Origin of the sequence: Streptomyces sp. NPDC059008 (assembly GCF_042749045.1) — a bacterium.
GTDB lineage: Bacteria > Actinomycetota > Actinomycetes > Streptomycetales > Streptomycetaceae > Streptomyces.
The window spans coordinates 123,052-138,957 of record NZ_JBHYJC010000010.1 but is presented as its reverse complement, the minus strand read 5'-3'; the positions used below and the strand labels follow the sequence as shown (position 1 = coordinate 138,957).

Sequence of the window (15,906 nt, the reverse complement as noted above, 5' to 3'; positions counted from 1 at the left end):
GTGTGGCCTTTCCCTCTTTGTCTGCCGTTCCAGTATCCCCGACGCGTCGAAGCCCGCGGCCGGGGTCCGGCCGCGGGCTCCACGGTAGGCCGTGCCGGGCCCTCTCCAGCGGAGCGGGGCCCGACGTCGGCTGCTAGCGCCGTGCGTAGTTCGGCGCCTCGGTGATCATCTGGACGTCGTGCGGGTGGCTCTCCTTGAGGCCCGCGGTGGTGATCCGCACGAAGCGGCCCTTCTCCTTGAGCTCGGGGATGTCGGCGGAGCCGACGTAGCCCATGGAGGCGCGCAGACCGCCGATGAGCTGGTGGGCCACCGAGGCGAGCGGGCCGCGGTAGGGCACCTGGCCCTCGATGCCCTCGGGGACCAGCTTGTCCTCGGAGAGCACGTTGTCCTGGAAGTAGCGGTCCTTGGAGAAGGACTTGCCCTGGCCACGGGACTGCATCGCGCCCAGCGAGCCCATGCCGCGGTACGACTTGAACTGCTTGCCGTTGATGAAGACCATCTCGCCGGGCGACTCCTCGCAGCCGGCCAGCAGCGAGCCCAGCATGACGGTGTCCGCGCCGGCCGCGATGGCCTTGGCGATGTCGCCGCTGTACTGCAGACCGCCGTCGCCGATGAGCGGGACCCCGGCCGCGTGGCACGCCTGCGCGGCCTCGTAGATCGCGGTGACCTGCGGGACGCCGATGCCGGCGACGACCCGGGTGGTGCAGATCGAGCCCGGTCCGACGCCGACCTTCACACCGTCCGCGCCCGCGTCGATCAGCGCCTGGGCGCCGTCCCGGGTGGCGACGTTGCCGCCGACGACGTCGACGCTGATGTTGGACTTGACCTTGGCGATCATGTCGAGGATGCCGCGGCTGTGGCCGTGCGCGCTGTCCACGACGAGGAAGTCCGCGCCGGCCTCGACCAGCGCCTGCGCCCGGTCGTACGCCGCGTCGCCGACGCCCACCGCGGCACCGACGACCAGCCGGCCCTCGGCGTCCTTGGCGGCGTTCGGGTACTTCTCCGCCTTGACGAAGTCCTTGACCGTGATCAGGCCCTTGAGCACACCGTTGTCGTCGACCAGCGGCAGCTTCTCGATCTTGTGGCGGCGCAGCAGCTCGATGGCGTCCTCGCCGGAGATGCCGACCTTGCCGGTGACCAGCGGCATCGGCGTCATGACCTCGCGGACCTGCCGGCGGCGGTCCATCTCGAAGGCCATGTCGCGGTTGGTGACGATGCCCAGCAGCTTGCCCGCCGCGTCGGTGACCGGCACACCGCTGATCCGGAACTTGGCGCACAGCGCGTCGGCCTCGGCGAGGTCGGCGTCCGGGCGGACCGTGATCGGGTCGGTGACCATGCCGGACTCGGAGCGCTTGACCAGGTCGACCTGGTTGGCCTGGTCCTCGATGGACAGATTGCGGTGGAGCACGCCCGCGCCGCCCTGCCGCGCCATGGCGATGGCCATACGCGCCTCGGTGACCTTGTCCATCGCCGCGGACAGCAGCGGGATGTTCACCGTGACGTTGCGCGAGACCCGGGACGCGGTGCTCACCGCGTTCGGCAGCACCTCCGACGCGCCGGGCAGCAGCAGCACGTCGTCGTAGGTCAGCCCGAGCATGGCGAATTTGGCGGGCATACCGTCGACGTTGTCACTCATGACACCTTCCCCAATGCTCTTGCCTCAGCGCGGACTCCCATGCTAACGGCCTAGAGAAGTGTCCCAATCCACGAGCGATGAGGGCCTCGTCACTTGTGCATTTCTACGGCGACATCACGCCGCCCGTTCCGGGCCCGCGCCTACTGCTCGGCGAGCGCCCGCAGCCTGCTCAGCGCACGGTGCTGGGCGACCCGTACCGCACCGGGCGACATCCCCAGCATCTGGCCGGTCTCCTCGGCCGTCAGCCCGACGGCGACCCGCAGCAGGACCAGCTCGCGCTGGTTCTCCGGGAGGTTCGCCAGCAGCTTCTTGGCCCACTCGGCGTCGCTGCTCAGCAGCGCCCGCTCCTCGGGGCCGAGGGAGTCGTCGGGCTGCTCGGGCATCTCGTCGGACGGCACGGCCGTGCTGCCGGGGTGCCGCATCGCGGCGCGCTGCAGATCCGCGACCTTGTGCCCGGCGATGGCGAAGACGAACGCCTCGAAGGGCTTGCCGGTGTCGCGGTAGCGCGGCAGCGCGCAGAGCACCGCGACGCACACCTCCTGCGCCAGGTCCTCGACGAAGTGCCGGGCGTCGCCCGGCAGCCTCGACAGCCGGGTACGGCAGTAGCGCAGGGCGAGCGGGTGCACATGGGCCAGGAGGTCGTGGGTGGCCCGCTGGTCGCCCTCGACTGCGCGTGCGACGAGATCGCCGATCTCCTGCTTCCCGTCATCGCGCATCGGTCCATGGTGCCTTGGTGCCGAACGATCTGCGGCACTGCCCCCGTCGTTGTGCCCCGAACCGTTACGAGCCGTCGCGCTAGCACCCACGTTCCACGCCTCCCCCGTTCGGGTTGTACCCATGCCGACCGCGAGCCCTCGCCGGTAGCTTGTCTGCGTGCCGTACGGCGCCGGGCAGGCCTTGTCCGTCATGAGGTCTCTTCTGGCCGAGTGAGAAGCCCCGGCCTCCGCCGGGGAGGAGTCACACCTCCAAGGATGCGGCATCCCGTGAGGTTTCGGCGCCGGGCGTCGACGCGGCGGGGTTACGACGTTCGCTGCCCGCTTCAGCGGGCGGGCGCCGTAACCCCGTTTGCACAGCAGGTCAGCGGACCAGTCCCCAGCGGAAGCCGAGCGCGACCGCGTGCGCACGGTCGGAGGCGCCGAGTTTCTTGAACAGGCGCCGGGCGTGGGTCTTGACCGTGTCCTCCGACAGGAACAGCTCCCGGCCGATCTCGGCGTTCGAGCGGCCGTGGCTCATGCCCTCCAGCACCTGGATCTCGCGGGCGGTGAGCGTCGGGGCGGCACCCATCTCGGCGGACCGCAGCCGGCGCGGGGCGAGCCGCCACGTCGGGTCGGCCAGCGCCTGGGTCACCGTCGCCCGCAGCTCGGCGCGCGAGGCGTCCTTGTGCAGATAGCCGCGGGCACCGGCGGCGACCGCGAGCGCGACACCGTCGAGGTCCTCGGCCACCGTGAGCATGATGATCCGGGCGCCGGGGTCGGCGGACAGCAGCCGGCGCACGGTCTCGACACCGCCGAGACCGGGCATCCGCACGTCCATCAGGATCAAGTCCGAACGATCGGCACCCCAGCGGCGGAGGACTTCCTCGCCGTTGGCCGCGGTCGTCACACGCTCGACGCCGGGCACGGTCGCAACCGCCCGACGGAGCGCCTCTCGGGCAAGCGGGGAGTCGTCGCAGACGAGGACGGAAGTCATGACCGCCCTCCGCAGCTGATGCGCGTCACCTTGAGCCTCCAGGCTGGTACATATCGTCACCTGTGCGATTGACGGCCGCCTCGGACATGTGCCCTAGGGCTACCTCTGCCAATCGCCTCCGCACACTCAACGACGGTCACTCGAAAGAGTTACGGCTTCGGTGACCGAGTTCAGCACGCTCCGTGAGGAGCCGGATACGCAGACGACTCGTCGGGCGGCCCGCATCCGCGCGTGCACCCTATGCCCTATTTGGCTCTCTTTCTTCCATTTTCGCGTTGACTGCGACTAGATTCGCAATGAGTCATATTTACATCTACTTCGATAGTAGATGTACGGTCTTGAGCACCGAGCCCGAATCAGCATCGCTTCGAGGGGACAAGCAATGGCAGATTTCTCCCGCCTCCCGGGCCCGAACGCAGACCTCTGGGACTGGCAGCTGCTGGCCGCCTGCCGTGGCGTGGACAGCTCCCTGTTCTTCCACCCCGAGGGCGAGCGCGGAGCGGCCCGTAGCGCGCGTGAGACATCGGCGAAGGAGGTCTGCATGCGCTGCCCGGTGCGAGCCGAGTGCGCGGCGCACGCACTGGCCGTCCGCGAGCCCTACGGGGTCTGGGGCGGTCTGACGGAGGACGAACGCGAGGAGCTCATGGGCCGGGCCCGCCACCGGCTGATCCCCGCGACCTCCATGACCGGCAACTCGGGCACCTCAGGCGCCTGACCCAGGGAGCGCGACCCCTCCCTGAAGAAACGTTCCTTCGCAGCTTCGACTGCGGGGAGCAGAGGTTCGGGCTGCTCTCGCCGCCACTCGGCGCGCCCCGTGACCCCTCAGCGCGCGTGACCGCTCCGGCCCGCCGCGTCCGCCAGCTGATCGAGCGTCGCCGCGACGGCGGGGACATGGGCCAGATCCGGCAGCGTGAGCGCGACGATCTCGCGGTGCACGGCCGGCTCCATCCGTATCGCCGTGGCCCCCTTGGGGCGCACCGACTCCAGCGTGAGCTCCGGCAGCGCGGCGACCCCCAGCCCCGCGCCCACCAGGCCGATCACGGCCGGATAGTCATCCGTGGCGAAGTCGATACGCGGGGTGAAGCCCGCACTCTCACAGACCTCGACCAGATGCCTGCGGCAGCGCGGGCAGCCCGCGATCCACGGCTCGTCCGCCAGCTCCGCGAACCCCGCGCCGCCGGCCTTCGCCAGTCGGTGGCCGTCCGGCACCAGCCCGATCAGCCGGTCCACCAGGATCGGCCGGACCACCAGGTCGTCCCACTCCGCCGCGGCCTCCGGGTCCGCGCCGCGCACTTCCGGATAGCGGAAGGCCAGCGCGATCTCGCAGTCACCGTTGCGCAGCATCTCGATCGAGCGCGGCGGCTCGGCCTCGTCCAGCGAGACCCGGGTGCCCGGGTGGGCGGCGCACATCTTCGCCAGGGCGGTGGGCACCAGCGTCGAGCTGCCCGACGGGAACGACACCAGCCGCACCCGCCCCGCCCGCAGGCCCGCGATGGCCGCGACCTCCTCCTCGGCGGCGGTGAGCCCGGCCAGGATGCCGACGGCGTGCCGTACGAGCGCCTCGCCCGCCTGCGTCAGCCGCATCTCGCGGCCCGCGCGGACCAGCAGCGGGGTGCCGGCGGACTGCTCCAGCGCCTTCATCTGCTGACTGACGGCCGGCTGGGTGCAGCCCAGCTCGCGCGCGGCGGCGGAGAACGAGCCGGTCCTGGCGACGGCGCGCAGCACACGGAGATGACGGGCCTCGATCACGCTTCGAGCATAAGCGAGTCTTGGGTGGATCGGGGAAAATCAGGATGCCGCTTTTGGGCAGGCTGAGTAGCGTCGGCCCTGGCCGGCCGAGGCGGTTTTCGATCAGGCGCGGACGCCGGCAGGGGCGGTCCGCGGACCATGGCACGGCAACGGCGGAGGACCGTATGAAGCTGCTGAGCGTCAATGTGGGGCGGCCCGTGCCGTCCGAGTACACCGACGCCGAGGGCGGCACGGGCATCGACAAGCGGCCCGTGGACGGCCCGGTGGCGGTCAGCGCTCCCGGCCCCGCGGGCGTCGGGGGCAGCGGGCTGGCCGGCGACGCGGTGGTCAACCTGCGCCATCACGGCGGCGACGACCAGGCCGTGTACGCCTATGCCCGCGAGGACCTGGACGTCTGGCAGCGGGAGCTGGGCCGCGAGCTGGCCAACGGCTCCTTCGGCGAGAACCTCACCACCTCGGGCGTCGATCTCACCGGCGCCCGTATCGGCGAGCGCTGGCGCATCGGCCCGCGGGTGCTGCTGGAGGTGAGCTGCCCGCGGATCCCCTGCCGCATGTTCCAGGGGTGGCTCGGCGAGCGCGGCTGGATGAAGCGGTTCACCCGGGCCGCGGTGCCCGGTGCCTACCTCCGGGTGATCGAGCCGGGCGAGATCCGCGCCGGGGACCGCGTCGAGCGGGTGTACCGCCCCGATCACGAGGTGACGATCGAGCTGATGTTCCGGGCGCTGACGACCCGGCGGGAGCTGCTGCCGCGGCTGCTGGAGGCCGGGGAGGCGCTTCCGGAGGTGGCACGGGAGGTGGTGACGAAGTATCTGGCGCGGCAGGGCGGTTGACCGGGTGGATCGGCGAGGCCGGTCCGTCCGGCCGCGGTGTCGGCGGCCCGGCGCCGGTGGAGCGCGCTGCGGCCGGGCCGGCGGGGCGTCGGCGGGGGCCGGCGCGGACACGCCCTGGGGCTCGGGTGCCACCGTCCGGGCGGATAGCGTGCCGGTATGACGACTGCATTGATCACGGGAGCGACGGCGGGCATCGGGGCGGCGTTCGCCCGGCGACTCGCCGGCGACGGCCACAGCGTGGTGCTGGTGGCGCGCGACGAGAAGCGACTGCGCGAGCAGGCCACCGAGTTGCACGACCGGCACGGCATCGAGGCGGAGGCGCTGAGCGCCGATCTGTCCACCGAGGAGGGCATCGCCGCGGTCGAGGCGCGGCTGTCGGACACCAAGCACCCGGTCGATCTGCTGGTGAACAACGCCGGCTTCGGCAACAAGGGCGAGTACCTCGAAGTGCCGCTGGCCGACGAGCTGACGATGCTGAAGGTGCACTGCGAGGCGGTGCTGCGGCTGACCACGACCGCGGTGCGCGGCATGCGGGAGCGGCGCCGTGGCGCGGTGGTCAATGTGGCGTCGGTGGCGGCGTTCGTGCCGCGCGGCACCTACGGCGCGAGCAAGGCGTGGGTCGTGCAGTTCACGCAGGGCGCGGCGCGGGACCTGTCGGGCAGCGGGGTGCGGCTGATGGCGCTGTGCCCGGGCTTCGTCCGTACCGAGTTCCACCAGCGGGCGGGGATGGGCACGGACAACATCCCCGGGTGGATGTGGCTGGACGCCGACAAGCTGGTGGACGCGGCGATGAAGGACCTGATGCGGGGCAAGTCGCTGTCCATCCCCGACCCGCGGTACAAGGCGCTGACCGGGGCGCTGAAGTTGGTGCCCCGCGCGGTGCTGGGTGGAGTCGCGTCCCGTACCGGGCGCAAGTACGGGCCCCGCTAGGGCCTGTCCGACCCTGACCCACCGGACAGGCCCTGGCCGGGACGCCGCCGCGCCGCCCGGTCCTGTGCGCGCCCTTCGGCGGGCGGGGGCAGGACCAGGTGGCTGGTGGTGCCGTCGTCGTGCCACGTGAGGTGGAGGACGTGGCGGGCGTGGCGGCCGCCGTGGCGGCTGAGGCGTGTGGTGGCCAGGGTGTGGACGGGGGCGGGCGCCGGGTCCCCGGTGAGAGAGGCCAGGGCGACGAAGAGCGTCCCCTCGGCGTCCGGGCCGACGGTGCCCTCCAGGACGGCGGTTTCGGTACGGGGGCCGAAGAGCGTGCTGCCGGTAGGGGCGGGGCGGGCGCGCGGGGTGTCGTAGCCGTGGACGGGGTGGAGTTGGGCGGTCGGGCCGCCGGGGGTGGTGGCCCAGCCCGTCTGGCGTACGGAGGTGCCGGGGGCGGCGCCGGTGACCAGGTGGGCGCGGACTTCGACGCGGCCGTGGACGGCGGTGAGGGACAGCACCCGGATGCCGGTCGGCCCGGTGCCGTCGGCGTGGCGCGGGGTGTGGGTGGACGCGGTCCAGTCGGGGCCGTGGCCGTACGGTGCGGCCGGGCCCCGTGTGGTGGGGCGGCCGTCGACGAGCAGGGCGAAGTGATTGTCCGGCAGGGCGGCTTCGTCGCCGGTGGGGCCGGTGCGGGTGGAGTAGGCGAACCGGGCGTAGTACGGGTCGGGGGCGCCGAGCGTTGCGTTGCTGCCGTGGTTGTGGACGCGGACCAGGCCGTCGGACGAGGTCGAGTGCAGCAGCAGGCCCGTACCGCCCAACGGCCTGACGGCGTCCGCGGCTTCGGCGGGGAGCGGGGCCTCCCGAGCGGTCCAGGCGGGATGGTCCGCGGGGAGCAGCAGACCGAGGAACCCCTTGGCCGCCCAGTAGGGCGAGCCCGGGCCCGAGTACCTCTGGAGCATCGGCGCATAGGGCCCGTACCACCCGAGCGGCAGCAGGCCGTCGGCGCCGACGGCACCGCGGTCCAGGAAGTGGCGCAGGGCGCCGGAGGCGAGGCGGCGGACGGCGCCCGGGGCGAGCGGGGTGTGGCCGGTGAGGGCGCCCAGCCAGGGGGCGGCGGTGGCGGCGAAGCGGTAGGTGAGCGAGCGGCCGAAGGGCAGCGGAGCGCCGTTGGCGTCGAAGAGGCGGGTGTAGTCGTCGAGTTGGGCGCGCAGGCGGTCGCCGTAGGCGGCCAGGAGCGTGCGGTCGGCGCCGAGGTGGGCGTGCAGGACGGGGTAGAAGTGCAGCGCCCAGGCGTTGTAGTGGTCGAAGGCGCGGTTGTCGCCGTCGGAGTACCAGCCGTCGCCGCGGTACCAGTCCTCGATGCGGGCCAGCGCGCGGTCGACGGCGGCCCGGGCGCGTACGGTCTCGATGCCCACGTCGTACAGGAAGCCGCCGACGGTGAGGCCGAAGAGCCACCAGTTGTTGTCGACCGGGGACGGGCCGAGGGCGGGCAGCAGCCAGTCGACGACGCGGGCGCGGACCGCGTCGTCGAGGGTGTCCCACAGCCAGGGGCGGGTCAGGCGCAGGCCGAGCGCGAGGGAGGCCGCCTCGACCCGGGCCTGGCGGACGGCGTCGATCCGGGGCCAGGAGTCGGGGTCGGCGGATGTCGACTCCCGGTCGCCGGTGGGGTTCCGGGTGCCGGCGGCCAGGCCTTCGGCGTAGCGGGCGAGGTGGGCGTGCGGATCGCGGCCGCCGCTGCCGGCGACGGTGAACGCGGCGAGCAGGAAGGTACGGGCGAAGCCTTCGAGGCCGTCCGAGCGGGGGCCGGAGGAGCTGGGGCGGGCACCGGGGAGGGCGATCAGACCGCGGCCCGGGGAGGCGTGGCGGCGGGTGGCGCACAGCAGGCCGTCGGCCACCGCCTCCCAGTGGGCGCGGGTCCAGCCGGTGTAGGGGCTGAGCCGGCGGTCCTCGGGCGGGAGGGGGAAGGGGAGGCGTTCAGGCACGGGTTACCCGTGGACGGGGTGCCGGATGACGGTTGCCGCTCCGGAGATCAGCCCACTCGTACGGCACGGCCCCACAGCTCCTCAGCATGTTCCGCGAACCGCTCGAACATTCCTCCGTCACCGTGCCGGCGCAGATGCAGCAGCGGCGAGTCGTGTCCCACCAGCCGGGCGAGGTGGGGCGTCACCAGCGCATCGTCGTCGAATCGGAACACTGACAGCGATACGTGGTTCACGGCGTCGTCAGCGCTGCTGTAGCGCATCTCCAGCCCGGGTGCGGCGCCTATCCGGTCCAGATGCTCCACGCTGATCCGGATGCGGGTGGAGACGCTCAAGGCCACGTCCTCGATCACCTCGCGCTGCCGGGTGACCTCACCGGCCGGGTCACCGAGCAGGAACCTGACCCGGCACCCGGACTCCGCCTTGCGCCGGATGGTCTCGGCGAAGCGGGGAACCTGGGTCCAGAAGAAATAGTTCGTGTACCCGGCGAGGAACAGCTCCTCGGTTGCGCCCTCGACGAGATCGGCCCAGACCGTGGACGGGCAAGCGGACCGGTACGGATACGAGTGGACGAGCTCGCGGTCGTTGCCGGTCTTGATCCGGCCCTTCACTGCCTGGGGCCACAGCATCTCTTCATCGACTCCCAACGCCCGGCAGGCGTCCTCACGGTTTCTCGCATGCGGTATCAGTTCGGCGTCCGCCAGCCACCGTTCCACGGTCTTGCTCGTGACCCCGACCCGGGCCGCGAGCTTCCTGGGGGTGAGACCGGCATCCGCAACAGCCGATCGTAAGGCGACGTTCAAGACTTCTCCCTTGGACGTTTGGGCCGTTTCGACCCTACGCCTGGAACGGCCCAACTGTCCCCGCTGCAGCGCGGATACGCCCGAAAGCGCAGGCCAGCATGAGGCGCATGAACCAACAACCGACAACCGTGCACCTGATGCTGCCGCTGCCCCAGCCCGCGGCCGTCGAAGGCTGCGATGTCTGTGCGGCCTTGGCCCGGCAACGCAGTGCGGCCCGGATCAACGAGGACCACTCCAGGGCTTCCGACTGCAACGTCGAAAACGCCGCTCACCCCGAGCACTCACGGCTCATGGGGCGGTAGGGACGGGTGCGAAACGAGAGCGCCACGGGCATGTGTCACCTGAGCCGGAGGCTTGCGACCCGATCGCCGGGCATCCTTCCGGTTGCGGCCGACCGGGCGTCAAGGCAGTACGAAGGAGAACGCATGACCACGCCACCCCCCGTCGGGACGGCCGAGCGCGCGGTGCGGCGCCCGAACGTGCTGCTGTCGATGGGCCCCGGCATCGCCGAGCGGCTCCTCGACGCCCGCCATCACGCCCGCCTGGGGGCCCTCGCCCGTACCGACTCCCGTCTCGTCGCCCACGAGTTGGCCGACCCCTCGCCCGCCGTCGCCGCCGCGCTCGCCGACGCCGAGCTGCTGCTCACCTGCTGGGGCGCGCCACCCCTGACCGAGCGCGTGCTGGCCGCCGCACCGCGGTTGCGGGCCGTCGTGCACGCCGCCGGATCGGTCAAGCACCACATCACCGACGCCTGCTGGCGGCGCGGTATCACCGTCGCCTCGGCGGCCGCCGTCAACGCGCTGCCGGTCGCCGAGTTCACCCTCGCCGCGATCCTCTTCGCCAACAAGCGGGTGCTGCACGCCGCCCACCGCTACCGCGCCCTGCGCGCCCCGCACGACTGGCAGCACGAGCTGTCCGGCGCCGGCAACTACCACCGCACCGTCGGCGTCGTCGGCGCCTCCCGGATCGGCCGCCGCCTCATCGAGCTGCTGCGCCCCTTCGACCTGCGCGTCCTGCTGTACGACCCGTACGTCGACGCCGCCGAGGCCGCCCGGCTGGGGGTGGCGCCGGTCCCGCTCGACACGCTCTGTGCCGACAGCGGCATCGTCACCGTGCACGCCCCGGAGCTGCCCGCCACCCGCCATCTGCTCGGCGCCCGCGAGCTGGCGCTGATGCCGGACGGCGCCACGCTGATCAACACCGCCCGCGGCTCCCTCGTCGACGAAGCGGCCCTGCTCGCCGAGCTGGCGACCGGCCGCCTGCACGCGGTCCTGGACGTCACCGACCCCGAACTCCCGCCCCCCGACTCCCCGTTGTACGACCTCCCGAACGTCCTGCTCACCCCGCACATCGCCGGCTCCCTGGGCGGCGAACTGCACCGCCTGGCCGACCGGGCGCTGGACGAGGTGGCGCGGTTCGCGGCCGGCCGGCCGTTCGCGGACCCGGTGCACCCAACAGCCCAGGACCGCTCGGCCTGACCGCACGATACGGGCATTCCTCACTAAAATGGACGCGTCCCACCCACCCCTGGGAGGCGCCATGAAATTCGTACAGATAATCGATTACCGGACCGAGCGACCCGACGGCATGAACGAACTCATGGACAAGTGGGTCGAGCAGACCAAGGGCAAGCGGACCGCCACCCACAGCGTCGTCGGCAAGGACCGCTCCGACGCCTCCCACTACGTCGAGATCGTCGAATTCCCCTCGCACGAAGAGGCGGTGAGGAACTCCCACCTCCCGGAGACCGACCGGATCTTCCAGGAGATGGTGGCGCTCTGCGACGGGATGCCGTCCTTCACCGATCTCGACGTCGTCCGGGACGAGCAGTTGAACACCGCAACCGCCCGCCGCTTCTTCCACGAGATCGCCGCCGGGGGCAACCTCGACGCCATCGACGAGGTGTTCGCGTCCGACTACCGGGAGCACGACGTCCTCAAGGAGGACGAGACCCTGATCGGGTCCGACGCGCTCCAGCGCGACGTCGCCGGATGGCGCGCCGCCTTCGACTTCACGTTCAACCTGGAATCCCAGATCGCCCAGGGCGACGACGTCGTGACCCGGTGGACCTGGTACGGGACGCACAAGGGCGCGTTCATGGACGTCCAGCCGACCGGCCGGAAGTGCACCATGACCGGCACCACGACCTTCCGGTTCCACGACGGGATGATCCAGGAAGGCTGGTGGCACTACGACGTCCTGGGCCTGATGCGGCAGCTCGGCGCGCTCTGACCGGGGCGTGCCGGCCGCACGGCTCCGGCAGCACGCGAGAAGGCTCCCGTTCCCACCGCTCATGAGCGGGAACAGGAGCCTTCCACCGGCTACCGCCGGCGATCAGCCGGCTGTGCGGCTATGCGTCAGTGCGCGTGCCCGTGACCGTGACCGGCCTCGGCCGGCTCGTCCTCGGCCGGCTTCTCGACGACCAGGGTCTCGGTCGTGAGCAGCAGGGAGGCGATCGACGCGGCGTTCTCCAGGGCGGAGCGGGTGACCTTGACCGGGTCGATGACGCCGGCCTTGACCAGGTCGCCGTACTCGCCGGTGGCGGCGTTGAAGCCCTGGCCCTTGTCCTGCTCGGCGACCTTCGCGGTGATGACGTAGCCCTCGAGGCCGGCGTTCTCCGCGATCCAGCGCAGCGGCTCGACGACCGCGCGGCGGACGACGGCGACACCGGTGGCCTCGTCGCCCTCCTTGCCGAGGTTGCCCTCCAGCACCTTGGCGGCGTGCACCAGGGCGGAGCCACCACCGGAGACGATGCCCTCCTCGACCGCGGCGCGGGTCGCGGAGATGGCGTCCTCCAGACGGTGCTTCTTCTCCTTGAGCTCGACCTCGGTGGCCGCACCCACGCGGATGACGCAGACGCCACCGGCGAGCTTGGCGAGGCGCTCCTGGAGCTTCTCGCGGTCCCAGTCGGAGTCGGTGGTCTCGATCTCGCCCTTGATCTGGGCGACGCGACCGGCGACGTCCTCGGCGTTGCCGCCGCCGTCGACGATGGTGGTGTCGTCCTTGGTGACGGTCACGCGGCGGGCGGAGCCCAGCACGTCCAGACCGGCCTGGTCGAGCTTGAGGCCGACCTCCTCGGCGATGACGGTGGCACCGGTGAGGGTGGCCATGTCGCCGAGCATCGCCTTGCGGCGGTCACCGAAGCCGGGGGCCTTGACGGCCACCGCGTTGAAGGTGCCGCGGATCTTGTTGACGACCAGGGTCGACAGGGCCTCGCCCTCGACGTCCTCGGCGATGATCAGCAGCGGCTTGGAGCCACCCGCCTGGATGACCTTCTCCAGCAGCGGCAGCAGGTCCTGGATCGAGGCGATCTTGCCCTGGTGGATCAGGATGTACGGGTCCTCGAGGACGGCCTCCATACGCTCCTGGTCGGTGACCATGTACGGCGAGAGGTAGCCCTTGTCGAAGGCCATGCCCTCGGTGAAGTCCAGCTCCAGACCGAAGGTGTTGGACTCCTCGACGGTGATCACACCGTCCTTGCCGACCTTGTCCATCGCCTCGGCGATCAGCTCGCCGACCTGCTTGTCCTGCGCGGACAGACCGGCGACGGCGGCGATGTCGGCCTTGTCGTCGATCGGGCGGGCGGTCGCGAGGAGCTCCTCGGACACGGCCTGCACGGCGGCGTCGATGCCCTTCTTCAGGGCGGCCGGGGAAGCGCCCGCGGCGACGTTGCGCAGGCCCTCGCGGACCAGCGCCTGGGCCAGCACGGTGGCGGTGGTGGTGCCGTCACCCGCGATGTCGTTGGTCTTGGTCGCCACCTCCTTGACGAGCTGGGCGCCCAGGTTCTCGTACGGGTCGTCGACCTCGACCTCACGGGCGATGGTGACACCGTCGTTGGTGATGGTCGGGGCACCGAACTTCTTGTCGATGACGACGTTGCGGCCCTTCGGACCGATCGTCACCTTCACCGTGTCGGCAAGCTTGTTCACGCCGCGCTCAAGGGCGCGACGGGCGTCCTCGTCGAACTTCAGGATCTTCGCCATGGGGTGCTTCAAGTCCTCTCATTGCGATCCTCGGCACGCAGTGGGGACCGCTGGGTCAAACGAACTGCGCCCCTGCCCCGGGTTGTTTAGACGCGGGAACCAGGGGCGCAGATCACGGCAAATCTGGGTGACTTACTTCTCGACGATCGCGAGCACGTCGCGGGCCGAGAGAACGAGGTACTCCTCGTTGTTGTACTTCACCTCGGTGCCGCCGTACTTGCTGTAGAGAACGACGTCACCAACGGTGACGTCGAGCTCGACGCGCTTGCCGTCCTCGATGCGGCCCGGGCCCACGGCCAGGACGACGCCCTCCTGGGGCTTCTCCTTGGCGGTGTCCGGAATGACCAGGCCCGAGGCCGTGGTCTGCTCGGCGTCGAGCGGCTGGACCACGATGCGGTCCTCAAGCGGCTTGATGGCAACCTTGGAGCTGGCGGTCGTCACGATCCGACCTCCCCCTTCGGAGATCTCACGGGGTTAACTGTCTGAGGTGGCGACCAGGTGGATCCGTCGTCGCGGGTGCCGGACCTGCCCGTCGCTGTGTGTTTGGCACTCCCCACTGGAGAGTGCCAACGCCGAGACTATGACGCGGTTAGCACTCGGTCAAGCGGAGTGCCAGCGCGCCGGGGGCGGGTTCCGCTACGCCGGTTGACCGCGCCGCGGCCAACGGGTCCGCCACCGGGGAGGGTTCCCTGCCAAATCGGACACACCTTCCCGTTCTCCGGCAACCACCCCCCGGACCACCTCGTCTACTTCCCCGACTGCCGGGCCTGCGAACCGGGCCCGGGCGTGCCGTGTGGATCGGCCCGGACCGGGTCCGCAGGCCCTGACCACCGAAGGCGGAGGAACCCGTGCGTGGACTGACCAGCGCTCCCCGGCCGGCCGGGGAGCCGGAGAGCGACGCCGAGCGCACCATGACGTTCGCCGCGCTTCAACGGGCGCCGGACCGCCGCAGGACCGAGGCCCGGCTGCTCGCCCTCGTCGTCCTGACCGCCGTCTTCGGCTACGCCTACACCGGTCTGTCGATGACCGGCCGGCTGCCCGGCGGCCTGGCCGGCTTCGCCGTCAGCATGCTCTTCGTGGCGCTGGTGCCGCATCTGGTCCTGCGCCGCTTCGCCCCGCGCGCCGATCCGCTGATCCTGCCGCTGGCGACCCTGCTGACCGGGATCGGGCTGGTCCTGCTGCACCGGCTGGACATCACCTACGCGCAGACCCCGCGTCTGAAGATCGCCGAGGCGGCGAGCGGCCAGCTGGTGTGGACGGTGATCGGGGTGGCGGTCTGCATCGCCATCCTGCTGGTGCTGCGCGACCACCGCATCCTGCAGCGCTACATCTATCTGACGATGGCCGTCGCCCTGGTGCTGCTGATGGCGCCGGCCTTCTTCGGCGCCGACATGTACGGCGCCAAGCGCTGGATCCTGCTCGGGCCGCTGTCGCTGCAGCCCGGCGAGTTCGTGAAGATCATGATCTCGGTGTTCTTCGCCGGCTACCTCACCGTCAACCGCGATGCGCTGGCGCTGGCCGGACGCCGCGTCATGGGCGTCCAGCTGCCCCCGGGAAGGCAGCTCGGGCCGATCTTCACGATCTGGGTGATCAGCCTGCTGGTGCTGGTCTTCGAACGGGACCTGGGCACCTCGCTGATCTTCTTCGGCGTCTTCGTGATCATGCTCTACATGGCCACCGGCCGCGCCGGCTGGGTGCTGTGCGGCCTGCTGATGGCCACGGTCGGCGCGGCCGTCGTCGGCTCCCTGGAGCCGCACGTCCACGGCCGCGTCACGGCCTGGCTGGACCCCATGCGGGCCTTCACCAAGGAAGGCCGCGCGGAGCACATGTCCGACCAGCTCGGCCAGGCGCTGTTCAGCTTCGGCAGCGGCGGCATCGGCGGCACCGGCCTGGGCCAGGGCCACCCCGAACTGGTCGGCTTCGCGGGCAACAGCGACTTCATCCTCACCACCGTCGGCGAGGAGCTGGGCCTGGCCGGGGTGATGGCGGTGCTGATGCTGTACGTGCTGCTCGCGCAGCGCGGGCTGCGGGTGGCGCTGACCGCCCGCGACCCGTTCGGCAAGCTGCTCGCGGTCGGGCTCGCCGGGGCGCTGCTGCTCCAGGTCTTCGTCGTCTCCGGCGGCGTCACCGGCCTGATCCCGCTGACCGGCAAGGCCCTGCCGTTCCTGGCCAAGGGCGGCTCGTCACTGGTCGCGAACTGGGTGATGGTGGCGCTGCTGCTGCGGATCAGCGACCATGCGCAGCGCCGCCGCGAGCCGGAGGGCGCCGGCCGCGACCGGCCGCGCCGGCGCGGGCGCGGCCGCCGGGCGACGTAGGGCCCACGCCCCG

At 71.4% G+C, this 15,906-nt stretch carries 15 protein-coding genes; 7 read left to right on the top strand and 8 right to left on the bottom strand.

Features of this window, described 5'->3' with window-relative positions; all coding sequences use genetic code 11:
• Positions 1-133: 133 nt before the first annotated feature.
• From guaB to ACFWZH_RS15545, 3 genes are all read right to left on the bottom strand, one after another.
• A complete protein-coding gene (gene guaB, locus ACFWZH_RS15555) occupies positions 134-1,636 on the bottom strand; it encodes an IMP dehydrogenase (protein WP_384430030.1) in 1,503 nt (500 codons plus the stop codon).
• 140 nt (positions 1,637-1,776) lie between these two features.
• The gene (locus tag ACFWZH_RS15550; protein WP_018090849.1) at positions 1,777-2,352 is read right to left on the bottom strand and encodes a sigma-70 family RNA polymerase sigma factor; all 576 of its coding nucleotides are present in this window, start codon (positions 2,350-2,352) and stop codon (positions 1,777-1,779) included.
• 361 nt (positions 2,353-2,713) lie between these two features.
• On the bottom strand, positions 2,714-3,325 hold the full coding sequence (locus tag ACFWZH_RS15545) for a response regulator transcription factor (protein WP_003948568.1): 612 nt from the start codon (positions 3,323-3,325) through the stop codon (positions 2,714-2,716).
• 382 nt (positions 3,326-3,707) lie between these two features.
• On the opposite strand from ACFWZH_RS15545, the gene ACFWZH_RS15540 reads away from it, so the two are divergent.
• A complete protein-coding gene (locus tag ACFWZH_RS15540; protein ID WP_384430026.1) occupies positions 3,708-4,040 on the top strand; it encodes a WhiB family transcriptional regulator in 333 nt (110 codons plus the stop codon).
• A gap of 107 nt (positions 4,041-4,147) precedes the next feature.
• Here the strand turns inward: ACFWZH_RS15540 and ACFWZH_RS15535 are convergent, their stop codons facing one another.
• Entirely contained in the window at positions 4,148-5,074 is a 927-nt protein-coding gene (locus tag ACFWZH_RS15535) for a LysR family transcriptional regulator (protein WP_384430023.1), read from the bottom strand.
• 164 nt (positions 5,075-5,238) lie between these two features.
• On the opposite strand from ACFWZH_RS15535, the gene ACFWZH_RS15530 reads away from it, so the two are divergent.
• Positions 5,239-5,904 carry an MOSC domain-containing protein gene (locus tag ACFWZH_RS15530; RefSeq protein WP_384430020.1) on the top strand — a complete coding sequence of 222 codons (666 nt, stop codon included), beginning with the start codon at positions 5,239-5,241 and terminating at the stop codon, positions 5,902-5,904.
• Between the two features lie 156 nt (positions 5,905-6,060).
• Positions 6,061-6,834, top strand: coding sequence for an SDR family NAD(P)-dependent oxidoreductase (locus tag ACFWZH_RS15525; RefSeq protein WP_384430017.1), 774 nt, complete (start codon positions 6,061-6,063; stop codon positions 6,832-6,834).
• Here ACFWZH_RS15525 and ACFWZH_RS15520 read toward each other — a convergent pair.
• Both ACFWZH_RS15520 and ACFWZH_RS15515 read right to left on the bottom strand, forming a co-directional pair.
• Positions 6,831-8,795, bottom strand: a complete 1,965-nt coding sequence (locus ACFWZH_RS15520; RefSeq protein ID WP_384430014.1) for a DUF2264 domain-containing protein — start codon at positions 8,793-8,795, stop codon at positions 6,831-6,833. The two genes, ACFWZH_RS15525 and ACFWZH_RS15520, sit on opposite strands and share 4 nt — an antisense overlap.
• Before the next feature lie 47 nt (positions 8,796-8,842).
• On the bottom strand, positions 8,843-9,595 hold the full coding sequence (locus ACFWZH_RS15515) for a DUF5919 domain-containing protein (RefSeq protein WP_384430011.1): 753 nt from the start codon (positions 9,593-9,595) through the stop codon (positions 8,843-8,845).
• A 107-nt stretch (positions 9,596-9,702) separates the two neighbouring features.
• Here ACFWZH_RS15515 and ACFWZH_RS15510 point away from each other — a divergent pair, with 107 nt between their 5' ends.
• The 3 genes from ACFWZH_RS15510 to ACFWZH_RS15500 all read left to right on the top strand — a co-directional run bounded on the left by ACFWZH_RS15510 (position 9,703) and on the right by ACFWZH_RS15500 (position 11,827).
• Entirely contained in the window at positions 9,703-9,897 is a 195-nt protein-coding gene (locus ACFWZH_RS15510) for a hypothetical protein (RefSeq protein WP_384430009.1), read from the top strand.
• Positions 9,898-10,020: 123 nt separating this feature from the next.
• A complete protein-coding gene (locus ACFWZH_RS15505) occupies positions 10,021-11,073 on the top strand; it encodes a hydroxyacid dehydrogenase (protein WP_384430006.1) in 1,053 nt (350 codons plus the stop codon).
• 61 nt (positions 11,074-11,134) lie between these two features.
• Positions 11,135-11,827, top strand: a complete 693-nt coding sequence (locus tag ACFWZH_RS15500; protein WP_384430003.1) for an ester cyclase — start codon at positions 11,135-11,137, stop codon at positions 11,825-11,827.
• Positions 11,828-11,952: 125 nt separating this feature from the next.
• Here the strand turns inward: ACFWZH_RS15500 and groL are convergent, their stop codons facing one another.
• Both groL and groES read right to left on the bottom strand, forming a co-directional pair.
• On the bottom strand, positions 11,953-13,578 hold the full coding sequence (gene groL / locus ACFWZH_RS15495; protein WP_384430235.1) for a chaperonin GroEL: 1,626 nt from the start codon (positions 13,576-13,578) through the stop codon (positions 11,953-11,955).
• Between the two features lie 132 nt (positions 13,579-13,710).
• Positions 13,711-14,019: a co-chaperone GroES gene (gene groES / locus ACFWZH_RS15490; RefSeq protein ID WP_384429999.1), complete on the bottom strand. Its 309-nt coding sequence runs from the start codon at positions 14,017-14,019 to the stop codon at positions 13,711-13,713.
• Between the two features lie 470 nt (positions 14,020-14,489).
• Between groES and ACFWZH_RS15485 the strand changes: the two genes are divergently transcribed.
• Positions 14,490-15,893 carry an FtsW/RodA/SpoVE family cell cycle protein gene (locus ACFWZH_RS15485; protein WP_384430232.1) on the top strand — a complete coding sequence of 468 codons (1,404 nt, stop codon included), beginning with the start codon at positions 14,490-14,492 and terminating at the stop codon, positions 15,891-15,893.
• Positions 15,894-15,906: the final 13 nt, after the last annotated feature.

Coding starts and splice junctions, on each gene's coding strand:
- guaB (WP_384430030.1), bottom strand. CDS start 1,636: ATGAGTGACAACGTCGACGGTATGCCCGCCAAATTCGCCATGCTCGGG.
- ACFWZH_RS15550 (WP_018090849.1), bottom strand. CDS start 2,352: ATGCGCGATGACGGGAAGCAGGAGATCGGCGATCTCGTCGCACGCGCA.
- ACFWZH_RS15545 (WP_003948568.1), bottom strand. CDS start 3,325: ATGACTTCCGTCCTCGTCTGCGACGACTCCCCGCTTGCCCGAGAGGCG.
- ACFWZH_RS15540 (WP_384430026.1), top strand. CDS start 3,708: ATGGCAGATTTCTCCCGCCTCCCGGGCCCGAACGCAGACCTCTGGGAC.
- ACFWZH_RS15530 (WP_384430020.1), top strand. CDS start 5,239: ATGAAGCTGCTGAGCGTCAATGTGGGGCGGCCCGTGCCGTCCGAGTAC.
- ACFWZH_RS15525 (WP_384430017.1), top strand. CDS start 6,061: ATGACGACTGCATTGATCACGGGAGCGACGGCGGGCATCGGGGCGGCG.
- ACFWZH_RS15510 (WP_384430009.1), top strand. CDS start 9,703: ATGAACCAACAACCGACAACCGTGCACCTGATGCTGCCGCTGCCCCAG.
- ACFWZH_RS15505 (WP_384430006.1), top strand. CDS start 10,021: ATGACCACGCCACCCCCCGTCGGGACGGCCGAGCGCGCGGTGCGGCGC.
- ACFWZH_RS15500 (WP_384430003.1), top strand. CDS start 11,135: ATGAAATTCGTACAGATAATCGATTACCGGACCGAGCGACCCGACGGC.
- groL (WP_384430235.1), bottom strand. CDS start 13,578: ATGGCGAAGATCCTGAAGTTCGACGAGGACGCCCGTCGCGCCCTTGAG.
- ACFWZH_RS15485 (WP_384430232.1), top strand. CDS start 14,490: ATGACGTTCGCCGCGCTTCAACGGGCGCCGGACCGCCGCAGGACCGAG.